This is a genomic window from Corynebacterium sp. HMSC034H07 (assembly GCF_001815175.1).
In the GTDB taxonomy this organism is placed as follows: Bacteria; Actinomycetota; Actinomycetes; order Mycobacteriales; family Mycobacteriaceae; genus Corynebacterium; species Corynebacterium hiratae.
Genome location: NZ_KV819542.1, coordinates 43,665 through 62,332, shown reverse-complemented (window position 1 = coordinate 62,332; position 18,668 = coordinate 43,665). Strand labels below are relative to the sequence as shown.

Sequence of the window (18,668 nt, the reverse complement as noted above, 5' to 3'; positions counted from 1 at the left end):
TATCCCCCATGGGCACAGAGACTAAAACAGGCCTTAATGCCTCGCAACCGGAGGAGAAAACGCCCTGTTCATGTGCCTCATAACTTGGATCTCACGCGGGAATGGCCAGCACCCACACGGCCAAACGCAGCCCCGAGCTCGTAATCCACGCGAAAAAACTGGACGGGGCGCAATGGCACGAATGATAATAAGTTTATGTCGTCAACTCCTCCAGTGGTATGTTTGGTGAAACAAACGATCTAGCGGTCTCGCTCATGCTCGCTCTTTCGTCGAATATGCCTGGACAGAGGGTTAGAAGCGGACCTGAGCTATCACTATAAGGAGGCGGGAATGAGCCGTGAGACTGAAGAAGACCGGAAGAATGGTTCTTCGCCTGGTCGGGCGAATGAGGGGAGTGCTGCGACCCGCGACAGCGAAGCCATGGGCTGGCACCGCGTCCTGGATTGGCGCCCCACGAGTACCGTGTCGCGCGTGCTCATCGTTTTTCTTCTCGTTGCACCGCTGATCGTCGCCGGCACCATGATGTGGGCCATGTGGGACCCGTCAAAGTACATGCGCAACATTGACCTGGCGGTGGTGAATGAGGATGCGGGCGTCGAGAAGCAGGGCAAATACACCAATTACGGTGATCAGGTCGTCGAAGGCCTGTTGGAGACGGGGTACCTGAACTTCGCCGAGGTCAGCAAAGACGATGGGGACGAGGGGTTGCTCAAGGGCAAGTACCTCATGGTGGTGACCATCCCGGAGAACTTTTCCGAGCAGGCCGTCACCATCATCAGCGATAAACCAGTCAAACCGGAGATTCATTTCGCCACCAATGATTATTACGGCACGAATGGCTCGGTGATTTCCTCCAGCCTCATCCCGCAGGTCCAGACCAGCGTGGAAAATGCGATTTCCAAGAAATACGCCGACCAGGTCATCGAAGGTCTCAACAAACTCAGCGACGGCCTAGGCACCGCGGCGGAGGGCGCCGGCCGTCTCGATGAGGGTGCGGGCAAATTGCAGGAAGGCGGCGGGCGCGCGGTCGAGGGAATCGCCAAGCTGGACGCCGGCGCGGGCGATCTCAACAACGGTACGGGCCAGCTGCTGGACGGCACGAACCGCTTGAATGACGGAGTAGGACGCCTCAGCGATGGCGCCGCGCAGCTCGATGATGGCGCCGCCCAGCTTGCCGACGGCTCCGACAAACTCCTTGCCGGCACCGGCCGCCTAGCGGATGGCGCGGGTCAGATCGACGGCGGTGTTAACCAGCTCACGGGCATGCTCATCCCGGTGCTCAAGCAGGCGCAGGCTGTGGCCCCGGCACTCCTGCAGCTTGTCGACGTCCTCCGCGGCCTCGGCATGCACCAACAAGCTGAGCAGCTTTATTCACTGGTCTCCAAGCTGGACCCGGCCGCCAGCGGCAACATGGTGGCGCAGTTGGAGAAGCTTTCTGCCGGCACCGGCCAGCTCTACTACAACCTGGCTGATCCCAATTCGGAGTACCTGGGCGGCATGATGGCTCTTAATGACGGTGCGCACCGCTTGTCCGATGGTTCCCAGCAGCTGCGTGCGGGTGTTGGCGAACTGAGCGACGGTGCCGCCCAGCTGAAGGACGGTGCTTCCCGCTTGCACGAGGGCACCGGCACGTTGAAGGATGGCACGAGCCAGCTCGCCGCCGGTGGCACGGAGTTGAAGGATGGCATGGACCAGCTCAAGGCGGGCTCGAACGAATTGGCCACCAAGCTTGCCGACGGCGCCGCCAAGGCCCCCTCCATTACCCAGCCGGATACGTCTGCGCAGAACATGGCCGTGCCCATCAACTTCACCTCCTCCAACCTTCACCCAGTGCAGACGGTGGTCGACCCGGTCGATCCAACCCAGAAGAACATCACCGGTGGCGTATCGATGCTCTTCGTGCTCGTCTTCGGATTCCTCGTCATGCTGCTGGTTGCCATGACACTGCCGTACTACCTGGGGCGCCGGGGCGAGTCGGCCACGAGCCCGGTGCGCGGTATCCTCGCAGCCTTTGGAGTCGTGGCGGGCTTGAATTTCCTCGTCCTAGCCTTCATGGCCTTCATGTCCTCCATGATGGGATGGTCACCGGCGAGCTGGCCGATGATGCTGCTAGTTATCGCCGCCATCGCCGCCGTGGGGGCGGCGACCTACCAGTTCTTCCTGGTCACCTTTGGACGCAAGATCGGCGCCATCTTCGCCGTAGGTGCGTTCGCTCTGGGCATCATGGTCTTCGGCGGTGTATGGCCGGTGGCGGCGATTCCGCGCCCGTTGAGCATGCTGCATCCTTTCCACCCGATGTCCTATGCGAAGAATGCCTTTACCCGCGCCACCGACGGCATCCACGACGGAACTTTCTGGGCCGGTATTGCAGTGTTGTTTATTGTGACTGCCCTCGCACTGGTGGCTTCCTGCGTGGTCTTCCGGGCTCGCCACCATGGCACCGCCCGAATTGTGGACGAGCACCTCTTCCGCGCTCCGGCGGTGGTCGACGCCTAGTAATCGCGAGACGCGAGCCCACCCGGAAGGTTACGCAGCTCGATGCCCATATCCGCTGCCAGATCGGCGTAGCGTAGGACGAAGCCAGCGCTGCGCCCACCGGAGGGGCAGGCAACGTAGACCAGTTCGGAAGAGCACGAAGCGAGCGCACGGCGCACGGCATCATCATCGGTGACGGTATGCCAGGGCAGTGACACCGTGGCATCAGGAAAGCCGGTGTTCTCGGAGATATCGAGGAGGGCGGCGTGGCCGTCGCGAAGCTCAGGCGGAAAGCTGCGCTCTCCGGGCAAGGTGCTGACCAGCGGGCGCGCAGGATCCGGGCCGACTGTGAGCGTGCGGAAACTACCGGGCAGCGCCTCATAGGACGTAACACGGCCACGCAGCTCCTCATGGTGCGGAAGCTTCCCCAACCAGCCCAGCGTCGCGGTGGCCATGAGCCCCGCGATGACGGACGTCGTAGCACCCAGGACCCCAGCCGTGGAGCACTCGAGCGCCTCGCCCTCCGGCGGGGCGGGGAAGAGATCACGCAAGCCCACCCCGCGCCCGTCAGCGCAGTCCTTACCGGAATGCCACAGCGCGGCCTGCCCGCCGTAGCGCAGCACGGTTCCCCAAGCCAGCGGGGTAGAGGTGAGCTCGCAGGCGTCTGCGACGAGGTACTTCGTGTCGAAGGTATCTGAGCCATCGAGGACGAGGTCGGCCTCGGCGCAGAGGTCAAGAACAGTAGAGGAAGTCAGCCGCGCGTTGAGCGCGGTGATTTGCAGCTCGGGGGCAAGCTCGCGGGCGCGCGCGGCGGCTACCTCGGCCTTGGGCTTGCCGACGTCCCCCGCACCAAACAGCACCTGCCTGTGCAGGTTGCTGATATCGACGGTATCGGAATCGATGAGCGTGATGCGCCCGATGCCTGCCGCCGCGAGCTGCTGGAGAGCCGGGCAGCCCAGCCCGCCGGCGCCCACGACGAGCAGGTGCGCCGCGTGGAGCCGCTCCTGCGCCGCGTCACCGAAGCCTGGTAGAAGGCGCTGGCGCGAGGTGCGGGCGAGTTCATCTTTGCTGAGCATGGATCCAGTCAACTGCGTCACGGGCCTAGAGAACTTGGTCGGCCCAGGAGGCTAGGCCCTCGAAGGTGGAGGATGCCTGGGCATGTTCGCGCTGCGGGATACGACCGGCGCTGCGCGCGAGTCGTCCCGCTTCGACGGCGTGGCGCATGGCGGTGGCCATGGCTTCCGGATCTTGGCAGCGGTTGACTGCGCTGGCGAGCAGCACGCCGGAGCAGCCGAGCTCCATGGCGAGGGTGGCATCGGAGGCGGTGCCGATGCCGGCGTCGACAAGCACGGGCACCGAGGCACGTGAGCAGATGAGCTCGAGGTTGTGCGGGTTGAGGATGCCCAGCCCGGTGCCGATGGGGGCGCCCAGCGGCATGACGGCCGCAGCGCCCGCATCCTCGAGGCGCTGGGCGGCCACGGGATCGTCGCTGGTGTAGGCCAGCACGGTGAAACCTTCGGCGCTGAGCAGTTCGGTGGCGTCGAGGGTCTCCACGACATCGGGCAGGAGCGTGTGCTCGTCGGCGATGACTTCTACCTTGACCCAGGATGTCCCCAGCGCCTCGCGGGCCATGCGGGCGGTGAGCACGGCCTCGCGCGCGGTGCGGCAGCCGGCGGTGTTGGGCAACGGAGCGATGCCCAGCCGGCGCAACAGGTCGAAGATGCTCTCACCGTCACGGGTACCAGCGTGGCGGCGCATGGCCACGGTGGTCAGCTCGGTTCCGGAGGCGACGAGCGCGCGCTCCAAGGCCTCATGGCTCGTGGCCCCACCGGTGCCCATGATGAGGTGGGAAGAAAAGGTGGTATCGGCGATGGTGAGCATGTAGTTTCTAGCCTCCCTGAACAGCGGTGAGGACTTCCACGGTCGCGCCTTCGGTGAGTGGGGTGGACTCCCACTGCGAGCGTGGAACGACCTGCTCGGACAGTGCCACGGCGGTGCCGTCGGCGTTGATGCCTTTTTCTTCCAGTAGTTGGGCGACGGTGTCTGCTGCCGTGTCATAGGGCTGGCCGTTGAGGATGAGGATCATGGTTGCTCCTTGAGGTGTCGTAGGGGGCTGCAGGCCGCGAGATCAATGCTCGGTGCGGTGCCTTCGATGAGCTCGCGGGTGCAGCGCGCGGCTAGGGCCGTGAGCAGAATGCCGTGGCGGAAATAGCCGGTGGAGATGATGAGCTTGTCGCTGACGCGGCCGAGATACGGCAAGTCATCCGGAGTGCCAGGGCGGGCACCCGCGCTGGCCTCGAGGAATTCGCATTCTTCGATGGCGGGGAGGATGCGGATGGCGTCGCGAAGCAGCGCGTAGACACCGCCGGCCTGGGCCGTGGCAAGCGTGTCCTCGCGGGTTGTAGCGCCGACCGCGAGGGTGCCATCGCCGCGGGGGATGAGGTAGATGGGGCGGTCCTCCACGAAACCGCGGACCACGCGGGTGAGCAGCGGCTGGAGCTCGTCCGGTACGCGCAGTCGCAGGATATCTCCGTATACTGGGCGCAGGTGGAGCGGGGAGCGATGGAGCCCAGCCGAGGCTGCCCAGTCGATGTCGCGTGCTCCCAGGCCTGCTGCGAGCACCACATCGTCGGCGTGGAATTGGCCTGCGGGAGTGCTCACGACGCCAGTGGCGGCGTCAATAGACTGCGCTGCCGTACGGAAGAAACGCACACCGAGTGCTTGGGCAGCGCTGATGAGGGCAGCTGTCCACTGGCGGGGGAAGACCTGCGTGTCACCCGGGATGCTGACGGCCCCGGCCAAGCGTGGTGACAGCAACGGTTCGGCGCGCCGGGCTTCGCGCACGGTGATGCGCTCGACCTCCATGCCGTGGAGGGACTGATAATCCGCCAGCTCGGTGAGGTGCTGAGCATCCGCGCGGTCGGCGGCGATGACAAGGGTGCCCTCGGCGCGGTAGCCAGTGGGGACCTCCGTGTGGGCGGCAACCAGATCGATAAGCTCTGGGTACCACGCGCCGGAGGCACGCATCAGCGGGAAGAGAGGATCCTGCTGGTAGACCACCTCGGCGGCAGGGGCGAGCATGCCGCCGGCGAAGTGGGTAGCTCCGGAGGCTGGCGCCGGATCCAGCACCGTGACCTTAAAGCCCCGCGCGGCCAGTTCCACGGCGGTGGCCAGACCGATGACGCCCGCGCCGACGACGATGACTGAGGATTCAGAGCTAGTAGTCATCGCGCACCTTCATCAAAACCGGCAAGCAGCTCGCGGCAGTAGGCTTCCGGGTCCTCGGCGTGCATGATGCCGCGCACGACGGCTAGGCCGGCCACGCCGGTTGCCGCCAGATCGGCGGCATCGTCAGCAGTGACATCACCGATAGCCACGAGCGGTACGCGGGAGAGCTTCACCAACTCCGGGTAGGCGTGAAGTCCCAGCGGCGAGCGGCCGGAGTCCTTCGTTGGGGTCGCGCGGAACGGGCCGCAGCCGATGTAGTCAATGACATCTGCGACGTCATTGGCAGCCTCGACCAACTCGCGGGTGCCGGTGGTCAGACCGATAATCGCATCCGGCCCCAACAACGCGCGGGCGGCGGCCACGGGCAGATCGTCCTGGCCAACATGCACGCCGTGCACCGGCTCGCCGGCGTGGCGTAGGGCGGCGGCGACGTCCACGCGGTCGTCGATAAGCACGCGCGTTTCTGGGTTGGCCTGTGCCACCGCGCGGGCTACCTCTCGACCCAGATGGTAGAGGTCGCGGGCGGAAATCGGCTTGGAGCGCACCTGTACCACCCCGGCACCGCCCCGGGCCGCTGCGGCAGCGATGCGCACGATCTCCGCAGACGTGCCTGCACCTGTGACGAAGTAGCAGCGAAGATCAGGCATGCGTGGTTTCTTCCTCCTGATAGAGCTGAGATCCCTGAGCCTTAAACTCTTCCGACATCTGCTTCTCACCGGCACGGGCAGCGGCCACAACCTCGGGATCGATGGCGTCCTTACCCGGGAAACTTGGCATGCCAAGGGAGTCGGAGAAGGTATCTCGGATGTCCTGGCTGATGCGCATAGAGCAGAACTTCGGGCCGCACATGGAACAGAAGTGCGCGGTCTTCGCCGGCTCCGCGGGCAGGGTCTCATCGTGATAAGCCTGCGCGGTGTCTGGGTCGAGGGAGAGCGCGAACTGGTCGTGCCAGCGGAACTCAAAGCGAGCCTTGCTCATCGCGTCATCCCAGGCGCGCGCACCTGGGTGGCCCTTGGCCACGTCGGCGGCATGGGCGGCAAGCTTATAGGTGATGACGCCGGTCTTGACGTCATCGCGGTTGGGCAGCCCCAAGTGCTCCTTCGGGGTGACGTAGCACAGCATGGCCGTACCACCCATGGCGATGTGCGCCGCGCCAATGGCGGAGGTGATGTGGTCATAGCCCGGGGCGATATCGGTGACCAGCGGGCCCAGCGTGTAGAAGGGAGCGTCCGAAGCCCAGTCCTGCTCGAGCTCGTTATTTTCCTGAATCATGTTGAGCGGGACGTGGCCCGGGCCTTCCACCATGACCTGGACGTCATACTCCCAGGCGCGCCGGGTGAGCTCACCGATGGTCTTGAGCTCGGCGAACTGGGCGGTGTCGTTGGCATCCGCTAGGGAGCCGGGGCGCAGGCCATCGCCGAGCGAGAATGCGACGTCGTAGCGCGCAAAAATCTCACAGAGTTCGTCGAAGTTCTCGTAGAGGAAGGACTCCTTGTGGTGTGCCAGGCACCAGCCCGCCATGATAGAGCCGCCGCGGGACACGATGCCGGTGACGCGGTTCGTGGTCAACGGCACATAGGGCAGCAGCACGCCGGCGTGAACGGTCATGTAGTCCACGCCCTGCTCGCACTGTTCGATGACGGTATCGCGGAAGATTTCCCACGTCAGGTCTTCTGCGACGCCGTTTACCTTCTCCAGCGCCTGGTAGATGGGCACGGTGCCGATGGGAACCGGCGAGTTGCGCAGGATCCACTCGCGGGTGGTGTGGATGTCATCACCGGTAGAGAGGTCCATCACGGTATCCGCGCCCCAGCGGGTGGCCCAGCGCAGTTTGGATACTTCCTCCTCAATGGAGGAGGTCACCGCGGAGTTGCCGATATTGGCATTGATCTTGGTCAGGAACTTCCGGCCGATGATCATCGGCTCCGACTCGGGGTGGTTGACGTTGTTAGGCAGAATGGCGCGGCCACGGGCAATTTCGGAACGCACGAACTCTGGGTCGCAGTGCTCGCGCAGAGCCACGAACTCCATCTCCTTGGTGATGATCCCCTGGCGTGCGTAGTGCATCTGGGTAACGCGCTTGCCTTCCTTCGCACGCAGCGGCTGGCGACGCTCCCCCTTCCACTCCAAGGAAGCCGCACCGCGGCGCTCGGCCGAGCGGCCATCGTCAGCAAGGTTGCGTGCGCGGCCCTCATACTCTTCAACGTCTCCGCGCTCCGCAATCCATTCGGCGCGCAGGGCCGGCAGGCCTACTTCAGGCTCACACTCCGGGCCGCGCGTGCGGTAGATGCGGAAGGGTTCGTTGGGCCCTGTGGGGGAATCATCCAGCTGGATCTCGGTCTCGGGCACCTCCAGACCTTTCTCCCGGATGGGGGAGTAGGAGTGCTTGGGGTGGATCTCGCCGGAGTCGGTGGACTGGATGGGGTTATGGGTAGCCGTCATGGCTGCTCCTCTCTTCCTTCGCTGGTGCTAACCAGACAGGTTCGAACGGTGCAGGCGCGGTATCAGCGCCACTCTCAGCCCACTTCCCGTGGGCACCCGTGGGGTATCAGTGCGTCACCCACCTTAGAGCCCCCGGTGGGCAGGTGTCAGGCGTTTGGGGCAATTTGTTCTGCGGGGGTGGGGTGTGGAAAGATAGCGATGTTCTGTGTAATAGGCACGAACCGGTCAGCCGCCTCGCGGTGGCGCCAGGGTCCTCTGTCTTAAACTGAAAAGGAAAACACCAATGGCAAACCTCATTGATAAGGTTGATGCAGCTTCGCTGCGCGACGATATCCCGTCCTTCCGCCCGGGCGATACCCTTGACGTCAACGTCAAGGTCATCGAGGGCAGCACCGAGCGTACCCAGCTCTTCAAGGGTGTCTGCATCCGCCGTCAGGGCGACGGCATCCGCGAGACCTTCACCGTGCGTAAGGTTTCCTTCGGCATCGGCGTTGAGCGTACCTTCCCGGTTCACTCCCCGAACATTGCCTCCATCGAGGTAGTCCGCCGCGGCCGTGTCCGCCGCGCCAAGCTGTACTACCTGCGCGACCTGCGTGGCAAGAAGGCCCGCATCAAGGAGCGCCGCTAATTTACAGCGCGTCACAGCCCTTCGCCTTATCCTCATCGCGAGGAAAGGTGAAGGGCTTTCTTTTTGGTTTCATCCGTCTAGCGCGCGCCGCGCGGGGCCCACAAGGCCCGTGAGGATAAGACACATTGCTAGGATTTAGTCCGTGGAAAAAGAAAACGACTTTACTGAAGGTTCCCAGGGCGCTGGGGGAGAGGCGTCGGAAAGCGCGGCATCCCCAACTGAGGACAAGAAGCAGATGCCTTGGTTGCTGGAGACTGTCATCGTGGTGGTCTGTGTGCTCGCGGTCGTTGGAGTTTTCCAGAACTTCGTGGGCCGGCAGTATGTCATCCCGTCCGGCTCCATGGAGCCGACACTGCACGGCTGCGAAGGGTGTAACAACGACCGTATCTTCACCGAGAAGGTTTCTTATTACGGCGACAAGAGCCCAGAGCCTGGTGATGTCGTGGTCTTTAAGGGGACCCCGGACTGGGACAGCAATTGGGTGTCGCCACGCTCCGATAACCCGGTGATCCACCGTATCCAGGATGCCCTGAGCTACGTGTCGCTCACCCCGCCCGACGAGAACACCTTGGTAAAGCGCGTCATTGCCACCGGTGGCCAGACGGTGTCCTGCCAGGAGGGGGATCCGGCAGTCATGGTGGATGGCAAGCCTATTGAGCAGGATTATGTGCAGGATCCGCCAACCTATCGCGTTGATGAGACCACCGGTTCCTACGCCTGCGGCGGCGCGTATTTTGGCCCCGTGACCGTGCCTGAGGGAAATATCTGGGTAATGGGAGATAACCGCACGGCCTCCGCGGACTCGCGTTATCACATGCAGGACGAGTACCAAGGAACTATCCCGCTGGAGAACGTTCGCGGCAAGGTGATGTTCATCTTCTTCCCCTTCAACCGCATCGGTGGAGTCGATGACCCGGACATCCAGTCTTAGAATTCGCGATGTCTTATGGGCGCTGGCAGTTACCTTCGTGGCGCTGGCGCTGATTCAGGCCTTCGTGGGCAGGATGTACCTCATCCCGTCCTCCTCCATGGAACCCACACTGCATGGCTGCCCGGGATGTACGAATGACCGCATCGCCGTGCAGAAGGTGAGCTATTACTTCAACGACCCGCGTCCTGGGGAGGTCGTGGTCTTTTCCGGGCCAGACTCGTGGAACACGTCTTTTGAGGTGAAGCGTTCCCGCAACGTGCTCCTGCGCGGCATACAAAACCTTGGTGCCGCCGTGGGGCTCGTTCCCAACGGCGACAACATCTTGGTCAAGCGAGTCATCGCCACCGGCGGGCAGACCGTGTCATGCCAGGAGGGGGATCCAGCCGTGATGGTGGATGGCAAGCCCACCAACCAGGACTTCGTTCTGAATCCGCCGGAGATACCTGTTGATGAACGCGTGGGCTCGCAGGCCTGCGGTGGCGCCTACTTTGGTCCCGTCACGGTCCCGGAGGGTCACCTGTGGGTCATGGGCGATAACCGCACAAACTCGCTGGATTCGCGCGCGCACCTCGGAGACAAACTGCAGGGCACCGTACCCGTGGAGAACGTGCGCGGGAAGGTTTCCGCCGTGATGATGCCGTTCAGCCGCGCCCAGACTATCGATGTTCAACCGGTGTAAACGCTATGCGCCGTCTCAAACAGAAGAGAACCTATGAGGTTGCGCTCTCCAAGGCGGGGCTGGGGCCTGTCGCGGGGGTGGATGAAGCCGGGCGTGGGGCCTGCTGCGGGCCGGTGACGATTGCCGCGTGCATTTTGCCCGATCGCATCATTCCCGGTTTGGAGCGGCTCGATGACTCGAAGAAGCTCACGCCGGCGGCCCGGGAGAAGCTGGAGCCGCTGATCAAACGCCGCGCCCTGGCGTGGTCGGTGGTGCACGTGGGAGCGAAGGATATTGATGTGTTTGGCATTCAGCACGCCAATCTGTCGGGAATGCGCCGTGCCGTGGCGCAACTTGAGGTTCGTCCGGGTTATGTGCTGAGCGACGCCCTCTTCGTCCCCGGCCTGCCCACCCCGCAACTGCCGATCATCGGCGGTGATACTGCCGCACGCTGCATCGCTGCGGCAAGCGTTGTGGCCAAGGTGTCTCGTGATCGCTTGATGGATGAGCTCGCGCAGCGCTACCCGGGCTATGCCTTGGAATCGCATAAGGGGTATGGCACCGCCGCACACCAAGAGGCCATCGTGCAGTTGGGAGCGACGCCGGAGCACCGCATGAGTTATCGCAACGTTGCTGGGGCTCATGCGCAATTCCTCGCGCGCGCCTGAAGCCTGAGGCGGGGTGCGGGAACTAAGCTGGTGCTCAATCTGTGACACCGTGATCCCGGTTGATTGTGAGCGAAGGAGAAGCACACCGTGAGCGCTGAGGAACTCGATAACTACGAGGCTGAAGTCGAGCTGTCGCTGTACCGCGAATACCGCGATGTAGTCAGCCAATTCTCCTATGTGGTGGAAACCGAACGCAGGTTTTACCTGGCCAACGCGGTCGAGCTCATTCCGCATACATCGGGGCCGGACGTCTACTACGAGGTCCGTATGTCCGATGCATGGGTATGGGATATGTACCGCTCGGCGCGCTTTGTGCGCTACGTCCGTGTGATCACTTACAAGGACGTCAACATTGAAGAGCTGGACAAGCCGGACTTTGTCCTCCCAGAGTAAAGCTCATGTGCGGGGTGCGGGTGCCAATGAAGTGGTGAGTCCGGACTAGTTATCCACAGATTTCGTGTGGCGAGACTCGAAGCTCTCGCCAGAGGGATGCCGAGTGAGGTGTTCTGGAAGTGCCGTAAGGGGGTGTGCGGCACAGGAATTGTCTTGTGTCGTGCTTGCGGCGTGTTGTGTACACGTTCAATTCCAAGGAGCACCATAATGACAAAAAATCTAGCGACTTCCGTGCATTCACCGAGCGTGGGGCAGACCATCCGCCCTGCGGATGCACTGGGGAAAGCGGGGGAGAAGTTCGCCGCTGACTTCTACCGAGCGCGCGGGGCTCAGGTGATAGCCGCGAACGTCCACTATCGTGTGGGCGAGCTCGACCTCGTTGTGCGCGAGCCTGATGGAACCATCGTCTTCTGCGAAGTTAAAACCCGCGCAAGCCGCAACTTTGGGGTGGCTGAAGCTGTAACACCGCGCAAGCTAAAGCGCCTTCGCAAGGCTGCCGCGCAGTGGCTGAGCGCAAGGCGGAGTACTACCCAGCCCTTAAGCAAGGTTCGCTTTGATGTACTCGGGCTCGTGTCCACAGGGGCTGAGAAGGGGGAGGCCTTCGACGTGGAGTATTTCCAGGGGGTTGACCATGGCTCTCGGTAGGTGCGACACGATTGCGCTGGATGGCGTGCTGGCCAGGGTGGTCACCGTGGAAGCCAACGTGGGTCCCGGGCTTCCCGGTGTCCATGTGGTGGGACTGGGTGATGCCGCGATTTCGGAGTCGCGGGATCGCATCCGGACCGCGGTGAGCAACTCGCACCTACCGTGGCCGAAAACAAAGGTCGTGGTGTCCATGTCACCAGCATCGTTGCCCAAGGCCGGCGCACATTTCGATCTCCCCATGGCGCTGGCTATCTTAGCGGCAGGCCAGAGCGAGAAAAGTCGGCTCAGCGGGGCGCTCGTGCTCGGCGAGTTGGGACTGGACGGGCAGGTTCGCCCGGTCTCCGGCATCATCCCGGCGATTCTGGCGGCGCGCTCGCAAGGCTATGACACGCTGATCATTCCGGTTGGTAATGCGGCGGAAGCAGCATTGGTTCCCGGCATGCGAGTGCTGGTTGCCGAAACCCTCTGGGATGCTTTCGCTTGGGTATGCGGGAGTGATTGCCTGCCGGACGCGCAGCTGATCACGCACGCTGCGGCGCCCGCGCGTGAACAGGTTGCAGACTTCAGCGAAGTAGCCGGACAGCGGGAAGCCAAGTGGGCAGCAGAGGTTGCCGCGGCTGGCGGCCATCACGTGATGATGGTGGGGCCACCCGGTTCCGGCAAATCGATGATTGCTTCGCGTTTGCCGGGCATCCTTCCGCGCTTGACCACGGAAGAAGCAGTGGAGGCTACCGCGATCCACTCGGTAGCGGGAGCCGTTGGCACCGCGATTTCCCGGGCGCCCTTCATCGCGCCGCACGCTTCGGTCACGAGGGCCGCGCTGATTGGCGGTGGATCGGGGCGCCCGCGGCCAGGTGCGGTGAGTCTGGCGCACCATGGAGTGCTCTTTCTCGACGAGGTCAGCGAGGTTCCGGCGCAAGTACTGGATAGCTTGCGCGCACCGCTGGAAGAAGGACAGGTGCGCCTGACTCGGGCTAGCCGCGAGGTAATTTTTCCCGCCCGCTTTCAACTGGTGTTGGCTGCGAACCCGTGCCGCTGTGGCGCTGAGGAACCGTCACGCTGCGAATGCCGGGCAGCAGACAGGATGAACTACCTATCCAACCTTTCGGGCCCATTGCGCGACCGCCTCGACATCATTGTGTCTTTGTCTGGGCAATCCGCGGTACTGCACCCAGAAGGGGAGGAAACCTCCGCAGACATTGCTCAACGTGTGTCCGCTGCCAGGGAACGGATGAAGGCGCGCTGGGAGGCCGATGGGCTGGGAAGCGTAGTCAATGGCGCCGTGTCCGCCTCCTACTTGCGACGTCATCGCCCAGCAGCGGAGTCGGCCATGATTATGCTTGCTGCCTACTTGGCTGAAGGGGAGCTCAGCCAGCGTGGGGTGGATCGTGTGCTGCGCTTGGCGTGGACGTTGGCGGACCTCGATGGAACCGCCCGTCCTGAGCTTGACCACGTCAGCCGCGCACTCGATCTCCGTGGCGCTGACACGATCGAAAGGCTGGCCGCATGAGCGAACTCAACGTGTCGACCAGCCGTCACACCTGGGCCTACCTCAACCGCGTGGTGGAAGGACCCTCACCAACCCTCCACGGTCTGCTGACCCAATACCCGGCTGAGGAGATAGCGCGAGGAATCTATAAGGGAGAGGACTGGATCGGACCCCTGCGGCAGGCTACGGCATCGCGGCGGGACTGGCTACGACAAGACGAAGACCTCGCCGCCGCAGAGGCGGTCGGAGCCCGGCTCATCACACTCGATGACGCGGAGTGGCCCGGGGAGGAATTTGCCCGTGCCTTTGGGTTCTACCACCAGGGGCTCGTCGATGCCCCGGCGACGTTTGATGACCAAGCAGTCCCGCCCCACAGCCTCTGGGTTCGCGGCGGGAACCTGCGCGAAGCGGTAGCCCAATCCGTTGCCCTGGTGGGCACGCGCGCCGTGAGCCGGTACGGCTGGGAGGTGGGCTCACTTCTGGCTGGTGGCCTCGCAGCGCACCAATGGACCGTGGTGTCCGGTGGGGCAGTGGGGGTTGATACAGCGGTGCACGAGGCAGCTCTCGACGCAGGTGGGCAGACCGTCGCGGTAGCAGCCTGCGGTATCGACATTTCCTACCCGGCGCGCAATGCGCGTCTCTTTGACAGGATCGCCGGGAATGGGTGCATCGTGTCCGAGTTCGCGCCGGGCACACGGCCACAGCGCTTCCGCTTCTTGTCCCGCAACCGCCTCGTGGCGGCGATGACCAGCGGCACCGTGGTGGTGGAAGCCGGGTTTCGTTCTGGTGCGTTAAACACGCTGAACTGGGCGGAGGCCCTGGGCCGGGTTGCCATGGCGGTACCGGGCCCAGTCACGACGTCTGGGTCCTTGGGGTGCCACCAACGCATCCAGGATGGGCGAGCGCAACTGGTGGCCTCAGTCGATGAAGTACGCGGACTCGTGGGCAAAGTCGGGGAAGTAGACGCTGCGGGTCAGTATGAACTTGAGTTCCAGCCAACCCCGGTACAACGCTTGTCCCGCAATGAGCTCAAAGTGTATGACTCCACTCCGCCGGAAAGCGCGGAGGAAGGAGCGAGTGCGGAGGATATCGCGGCTGCTGCGGGAATGCGGGGGGCGCTGACCATCCACCTGCTCGTGGCGATGCAAAAGATGGGGGGGATAACGCGCTCGGGCGCGATGTGGCAGCGCACCTGAGTACACTCATGTGACATGAGTGGAGCAAGTGGTAACGCCGAACGGCGCGTGGGCGGCCAGCTGGAGGAAGCGATCGAGGACTTTGCGGATTACCAGCGCATTGTCCGCGGTCGCTCCGAGGCGACCGTCCGTGGCTACTGTTCAGACCTGCGCCTGCTGGCTGCCGACGTCCCGAGTTTCTCGTCTTTTACTCTGAACGCCCTCCGTGCCTGGCTGGCGGGTGCCGTCGATGAGGGAAAGTCTCGCTCCACGCTGGCACGGCGTACCGCGGCGGTGCGCGCCTTTTCCACGTGGGCCGCGCGCGAGGGGCACCTCGAGACTGATGTCGCCCAGCGCCTGGCTACGCCCAAGGTGGGCAAGCATCTGCCCACTGTGATGTCGCCCGCCGCCGCCGGGGAACTGATGGGCAATGCGGTCTCCGCCGATGAGATCCATTTCCTGCGTGATAGCGCCATGCTCGAGTTTCTCTATGCCACCGGTGCGCGTGTAGCCGAATTGGTGAGCCTGGACATCGGGGATGTGGATCTTTCCCGCAGCACCGCGCGCGTGACCGGTAAAGGCAATAAGCAGCGCGTCGTTCCCTTCGGGGACGCGGCCCACGACGCGCTGCGCGCCTGGCTGAAGACGGGGCGCCCCGAGCTCGCCGGTGAAACGGAAGCGGTCTTCGTGGGCACGCGCGGACGCCGAATCGATGCGCGCCAGGTCCGCCGCGTCGTCGAACGCGCCGCACAAGTCACGGGCGCGCCGGGGCTCACCCCGCACGGCCTACGCCACTCCGCGGCTACGCATCTGCTCGAGGGCGGGGCCGATTTACGCATCGTGCAAGAGTTGCTCGGCCATTCTTCTCTGCAGACCACGCAGGTCTATACGCACGTTTCTGCCCAGCGCCTTAAGGACGTCTACGCTCGCTCCCACCCGCGGGCTTGAGTCGAATGACGGGCTCGCCGAGGAGATCCAGCGGGTTGATGTAGTCCTCGCGACCTTTAATTGCGCCCCAATGGAGTCCCGGATAGCCATCCACGGACGGCGCGAGCGTGCCGATCACGTCTCCTTCCTGCACTCGGTCACCTTTCTTAACCCGCGCGAACACTGGTTGATAAGTGGTGCGTAGGCCGTTGCCATGAGCAATCGAAAGGGCTGGCTTACCCGCTATGGAGCCTGCGAAGTACACAACGCCGTCGCCAGCGGCACGCACCTTACCGCCGACAGGTAGATCCAGATCGACACCGCGGTGCCCGGCCATCCACCGCTTCTCAGGAGGTTCGAAGCCACGCAAGACACGCGAAGCAACCGGCTCCCCAGTGGTGGGGTCGACGAAGGCGGCGGCGAGGGGGACGTCGGCAAGCGCGGCCCAAACGCATAGCAGGGCAGATAAACAAAGTAGACGGTGACGCATGACCTCAAGCCTGCGCGTGAGCGCGGCTCGAGGGAAGGGGCTGCGCTCCGCCTGTGGATAAACTGGTGCTGAAGAAACTCATGGTGCGCTAGGGAAAAGTTTGTTAAGTCTGTCAACAATCCAGCGGAGGTGATTCGGTCGCGCCGTTTGGAATCACCGTGTGTGCAGTACTAAGCTAGCCCACAGCAGTCTGTGCTCGGCACCGAATGGTTACCACATGGACTGACTACGCGCGGCGAAGTAGTCGCTTCCTGGGTTAAGGAAGAGACAGTCTGTGGTTGACGCGGTCCCCACAATGAATGATGGGGTGTTGACCAAGGCCTTCGTTGCTAGGGTGCGGAATAAAACACCGCACAATTTTTGCAAAACCGAAACAACGTATAGAAAGCGAGCGAATCATGGCAGTTGTAACCATGCGCGAGCTCCTCGACGCTGGTGTCCACTTCGGTCACCAGACCCGTCGCTGGAACCCGAAGATGAAGCGTTTCATCTTCACCGACCGTAACGGCATCTACATCATCGACCTGCAGCAGACGCTGACCTACATCGATGAGGCCTTCGAGTTCGTTAAGGAAACCGTCGCACACGGCGGCACCATCCTCTTCGTTGGTACCAAGAAGCAGGCTCAGGAAGCTGTTGCTGAAGAGGCTTCCCGCGTTGGTATGCCGTACGTGAACCACCGCTGGCTCGGCGGCATGCTCACCAACTTCCAGACCGTCTCCAAGCGCCTGAAGCGCATGAAGGAGCTGCAGGCTATGGATGCAGCTGAGGACGGCTACAAGGGCCGCACCAAGAAGGAAGTTCTGATGCTGACCCGCGAGCGCACCAAGCTGGAGCGCGTCCTGGGCGGTATCTCCGATATGACCAAGGCTCCGTCCGCACTGTGGATCGTTGACACCAACAAGGAGCACATCGCGGTCAAGGAAGCTCAGAAGCTTAACATCCCGGTTGTTGCCATCCTGGACACCAACTGCGACCCGGATGAGGTCGACTTCCCGATTCCGGGTAACGACGACGCTATCCGCGCCACCAAGCTGCTCTCCGGCATCATCGCCACCGCTGTGGATGAGGGCAAGAAGGCTCGCGAGGAGCGCCAGCTTGCACAGGCCAAGGAGGCCGCCGGCGACACCGCTGAGAAGGACGCCCGCGACGCCGCTGAGGCTGCCGCTGCGTCTGACCCGGCTTCCGCTGAGAAGTCCGAGGACGCCGAGAAGTCCGCAGAGTAATCTGCATACCTGAAGCCCCCGTACCGCGCGGCGCCTACTGTCCGCGGAGATGGGGGCTTTTTCTCACGTGTTTTCCGAAGCTTGCGAAGGCGCGTGACACACCACAGGGGTGAAACACCACGCAGAGGGTTTCCTCCGTTGGGGGAGTGGGAGAAAGCTAACACCCCCTCAACGCGACGTGGTGGTAGCGATTCAGCTACGCTGTTTCAACGAATACCGTTTAAATCCAAGGAGGATCGCTCCAACTATGGCGAACTACACTGCTGCAGACGTAAAGGCATTGCGTGAGGCCACCGGCGCCGGCATGCTCGATTGCAAGAAGGCTCTCGACGAGTCCCAGGGTGACTACGACAAGGCCGTTGAGTACCTGCGCATCAAGGGCGCAAAGAACGTGTCCAAGCGCGCTGAGCGTGAGGCAACTGAGGGTCTGATTGCTGTCTCCGGCAACACGATGGTGGAGATCAACTGCGAGACCGACTTCGTGGCCAAGAACGAGGCTTTCAAGTCCTTCGCTGCCAAGATCGCTGAGGCTGCTGGTGAGGCCAAGGTCAACTCCGGTGAGGAACTCAACAACCTGGAGATTGACGGCAAGAAGGTTCCCGAGGTCGTCGACGAAGAGTCCGCAAAGACCGGCGAGAAGCTGCAGGCCCGCCGTGCCGTCACCATTGAGGGTGACAACGTAGCTGTGTACCTGCACCAGCGTTCCGCTGACCTGCCGCCGGCAGTGGGTGTCCTGGTGTCCTACGAGGGCAACGCAGAAGGCGCTCACGCAGTCGCTCTCCAGATCGCAGCTATGAACGCTGAGTACCTCACCCGCGAGGACGTTCCGGCTGAGATCGTTGAGAAGGAGCGCGAGATCGCTGAGGCCACCACCCGTGAGGAGGGCAAGCCGGAGGCTGCCCTGCCGAAGATTGTGGAAGGCCGCCTGAACGGCTTCTACAAGTCCGTGGTCCTGCTGGAGCAGGCAGCACTGTCTGACTCCAAGAAGACCGTTAAGCAGGTCGCAGACGAGGTTGGCACCACCATTACCGGTTTCGTCCGTTACGAGGTCGGCGTCTAAGCGCTTCTGAAGCTTTCGCAGTCATGGCCGCATGTCGTGCGGCGGCTGCCTTCCGTTCCCTCCTCCACTCCTATTCCCTACGCCGTGTGGCCAAAGGAAAGAAGTGGGGGAGGGAGTTCGCTGTTTTAGCCTGCCCCTGAGGGTGGGGCTCGCACGCAGCTGAGTATTAGCAAGCGGCTTCCTATGGTTAAGATGGAACAGAATTATTCAAGCGCTTAACTGAAGCGTCGCCA

General features: G+C 63.1%; 19 protein-coding genes and 1 riboswitch. Of the genes, 12 read left to right on the top strand and 7 right to left on the bottom strand.

Translation table 11 applies throughout. From position 1 onward, the window contains the following. The first annotated feature begins 330 nt into the window (after window positions 1-330). Window positions 331-2,496: a YhgE/Pip domain-containing protein gene (locus HMPREF3009_RS11420; RefSeq protein WP_070515664.1), complete on the top strand. Its 2,166-nt coding sequence runs from the start codon at window positions 331-333 to the stop codon at window positions 2,494-2,496. On the opposite strand, the gene HMPREF3009_RS11415 is transcribed toward HMPREF3009_RS11420, so the two are convergent. The 6 genes from HMPREF3009_RS11415 to thiC form a co-directional block, all read right to left on the bottom strand. After that, window positions 2,493-3,551 (bottom strand): ThiF family adenylyltransferase, encoded by a 1,059-nt coding sequence (locus HMPREF3009_RS11415; protein WP_046648039.1) that lies wholly within the window; start codon window positions 3,549-3,551, stop codon window positions 2,493-2,495. The two genes, HMPREF3009_RS11420 and HMPREF3009_RS11415, sit on opposite strands and share 4 nt — an antisense overlap. 25 nt (window positions 3,552-3,576) lie before the next feature. Continuing rightward, the gene (locus HMPREF3009_RS11410) at window positions 3,577-4,356 is read right to left on the bottom strand and encodes a thiazole synthase (RefSeq protein WP_046648040.1); all 780 of its coding nucleotides are present in this window, start codon (window positions 4,354-4,356) and stop codon (window positions 3,577-3,579) included. Window positions 4,357-4,363: 7 nt separating this feature from the next. After that, entirely contained in the window at window positions 4,364-4,561 is a 198-nt protein-coding gene (thiS, locus tag HMPREF3009_RS11405) for a sulfur carrier protein ThiS (RefSeq protein WP_070682032.1), read from the bottom strand. Next, complete coding sequence (thiO, locus tag HMPREF3009_RS11400; protein ID WP_070682029.1) at window positions 4,558-5,703, bottom strand: glycine oxidase ThiO; 1,146 nt, start codon at window positions 5,701-5,703, stop codon at window positions 4,558-4,560. The genes thiS and thiO overlap by 4 nt, the downstream gene beginning before the upstream one ends. Beyond that, complete coding sequence (locus HMPREF3009_RS11395; protein ID WP_049155381.1) at window positions 5,700-6,350, bottom strand: thiamine phosphate synthase; 651 nt, start codon at window positions 6,348-6,350, stop codon at window positions 5,700-5,702. The genes thiO and HMPREF3009_RS11395 overlap by 4 nt, the downstream gene beginning before the upstream one ends. Further along, window positions 6,343-8,145, bottom strand: a complete 1,803-nt coding sequence (thiC, locus tag HMPREF3009_RS11390; RefSeq protein WP_046648043.1) for a phosphomethylpyrimidine synthase ThiC — start codon at window positions 8,143-8,145, stop codon at window positions 6,343-6,345. The genes HMPREF3009_RS11395 and thiC overlap by 8 nt, the downstream gene beginning before the upstream one ends. Further along, a riboswitch (TPP riboswitch) is annotated at window positions 8,141-8,255 on the bottom strand. It overlaps the preceding gene by 5 nt. 173 nt (window positions 8,256-8,428) lie before the next feature. Here thiC and rplS point away from each other — a divergent pair. The 9 genes from rplS to HMPREF3009_RS11345 all read left to right on the top strand — a co-directional run bounded on the left by rplS (window position 8,429) and on the right by HMPREF3009_RS11345 (window position 15,680). Beyond that, window positions 8,429-8,773: a 50S ribosomal protein L19 gene (rplS, locus tag HMPREF3009_RS11385; protein WP_046648044.1), complete on the top strand. Its 345-nt coding sequence runs from the start codon at window positions 8,429-8,431 to the stop codon at window positions 8,771-8,773. A gap of 235 nt (window positions 8,774-9,008) precedes the next feature. After that, window positions 9,009-9,704 (top strand): signal peptidase I, encoded by a 696-nt coding sequence (gene lepB, locus HMPREF3009_RS11380; RefSeq protein WP_158396197.1) that lies wholly within the window; start codon window positions 9,009-9,011, stop codon window positions 9,702-9,704. After that, on the top strand, window positions 9,682-10,383 hold the full coding sequence (lepB, locus tag HMPREF3009_RS11375) for a signal peptidase I (RefSeq protein ID WP_070682026.1): 702 nt from the start codon (window positions 9,682-9,684) through the stop codon (window positions 10,381-10,383). The genes lepB (HMPREF3009_RS11380) and lepB (HMPREF3009_RS11375) overlap by 23 nt, the downstream gene beginning before the upstream one ends. A gap of 5 nt (window positions 10,384-10,388) precedes the next feature. Then, on the top strand, window positions 10,389-11,030 hold the full coding sequence (locus HMPREF3009_RS11370) for a ribonuclease HII (RefSeq protein ID WP_070682023.1): 642 nt from the start codon (window positions 10,389-10,391) through the stop codon (window positions 11,028-11,030). Between the two features lie 87 nt (window positions 11,031-11,117). Then, the gene (locus HMPREF3009_RS11365) at window positions 11,118-11,423 is read left to right on the top strand and encodes a DUF2469 domain-containing protein (protein ID WP_005528899.1); all 306 of its coding nucleotides are present in this window, start codon (window positions 11,118-11,120) and stop codon (window positions 11,421-11,423) included. 207 nt (window positions 11,424-11,630) lie between these two features. Further along, window positions 11,631-12,068: a YraN family protein gene (locus HMPREF3009_RS11360; RefSeq protein WP_046648048.1), complete on the top strand. Its 438-nt coding sequence runs from the start codon at window positions 11,631-11,633 to the stop codon at window positions 12,066-12,068. Beyond that, on the top strand, window positions 12,055-13,578 hold the full coding sequence (locus tag HMPREF3009_RS11355; RefSeq protein WP_049155386.1) for a YifB family Mg chelatase-like AAA ATPase: 1,524 nt from the start codon (window positions 12,055-12,057) through the stop codon (window positions 13,576-13,578). Before HMPREF3009_RS11360 ends, HMPREF3009_RS11355 begins: the two co-directional genes overlap by 14 nt. Then, window positions 13,575-14,753, top strand: coding sequence for a DNA-processing protein DprA (gene dprA / locus HMPREF3009_RS11350; RefSeq protein ID WP_070682020.1), 1,179 nt, complete (start codon window positions 13,575-13,577; stop codon window positions 14,751-14,753). Before HMPREF3009_RS11355 ends, dprA begins: the two co-directional genes overlap by 4 nt. A 15-nt stretch (window positions 14,754-14,768) precedes the next feature. Continuing rightward, window positions 14,769-15,680 (top strand): tyrosine recombinase XerC, encoded by a 912-nt coding sequence (locus HMPREF3009_RS11345; RefSeq protein ID WP_070682018.1) that lies wholly within the window; start codon window positions 14,769-14,771, stop codon window positions 15,678-15,680. Here HMPREF3009_RS11345 and HMPREF3009_RS11340 read toward each other — a convergent pair. Beyond that, the gene (locus tag HMPREF3009_RS11340; protein ID WP_070515659.1) at window positions 15,643-16,149 is read right to left on the bottom strand and encodes a M23 family metallopeptidase; all 507 of its coding nucleotides are present in this window, start codon (window positions 16,147-16,149) and stop codon (window positions 15,643-15,645) included. The two genes, HMPREF3009_RS11345 and HMPREF3009_RS11340, sit on opposite strands and share 38 nt — an antisense overlap. 398 nt (window positions 16,150-16,547) lie before the next feature. On the opposite strand from HMPREF3009_RS11340, the gene rpsB reads away from it, so the two are divergent. Both rpsB and tsf read left to right on the top strand, forming a co-directional pair. Beyond that, window positions 16,548-17,375: a 30S ribosomal protein S2 gene (gene rpsB, locus HMPREF3009_RS11335; RefSeq protein WP_010190382.1), complete on the top strand. Its 828-nt coding sequence runs from the start codon at window positions 16,548-16,550 to the stop codon at window positions 17,373-17,375. Window positions 17,376-17,622: 247 nt separating this feature from the next. Continuing rightward, complete coding sequence (gene tsf, locus HMPREF3009_RS11330; RefSeq protein ID WP_070682014.1) at window positions 17,623-18,435, top strand: translation elongation factor Ts; 813 nt, start codon at window positions 17,623-17,625, stop codon at window positions 18,433-18,435. Window positions 18,436-18,668 lie beyond the last annotated feature (233 nt).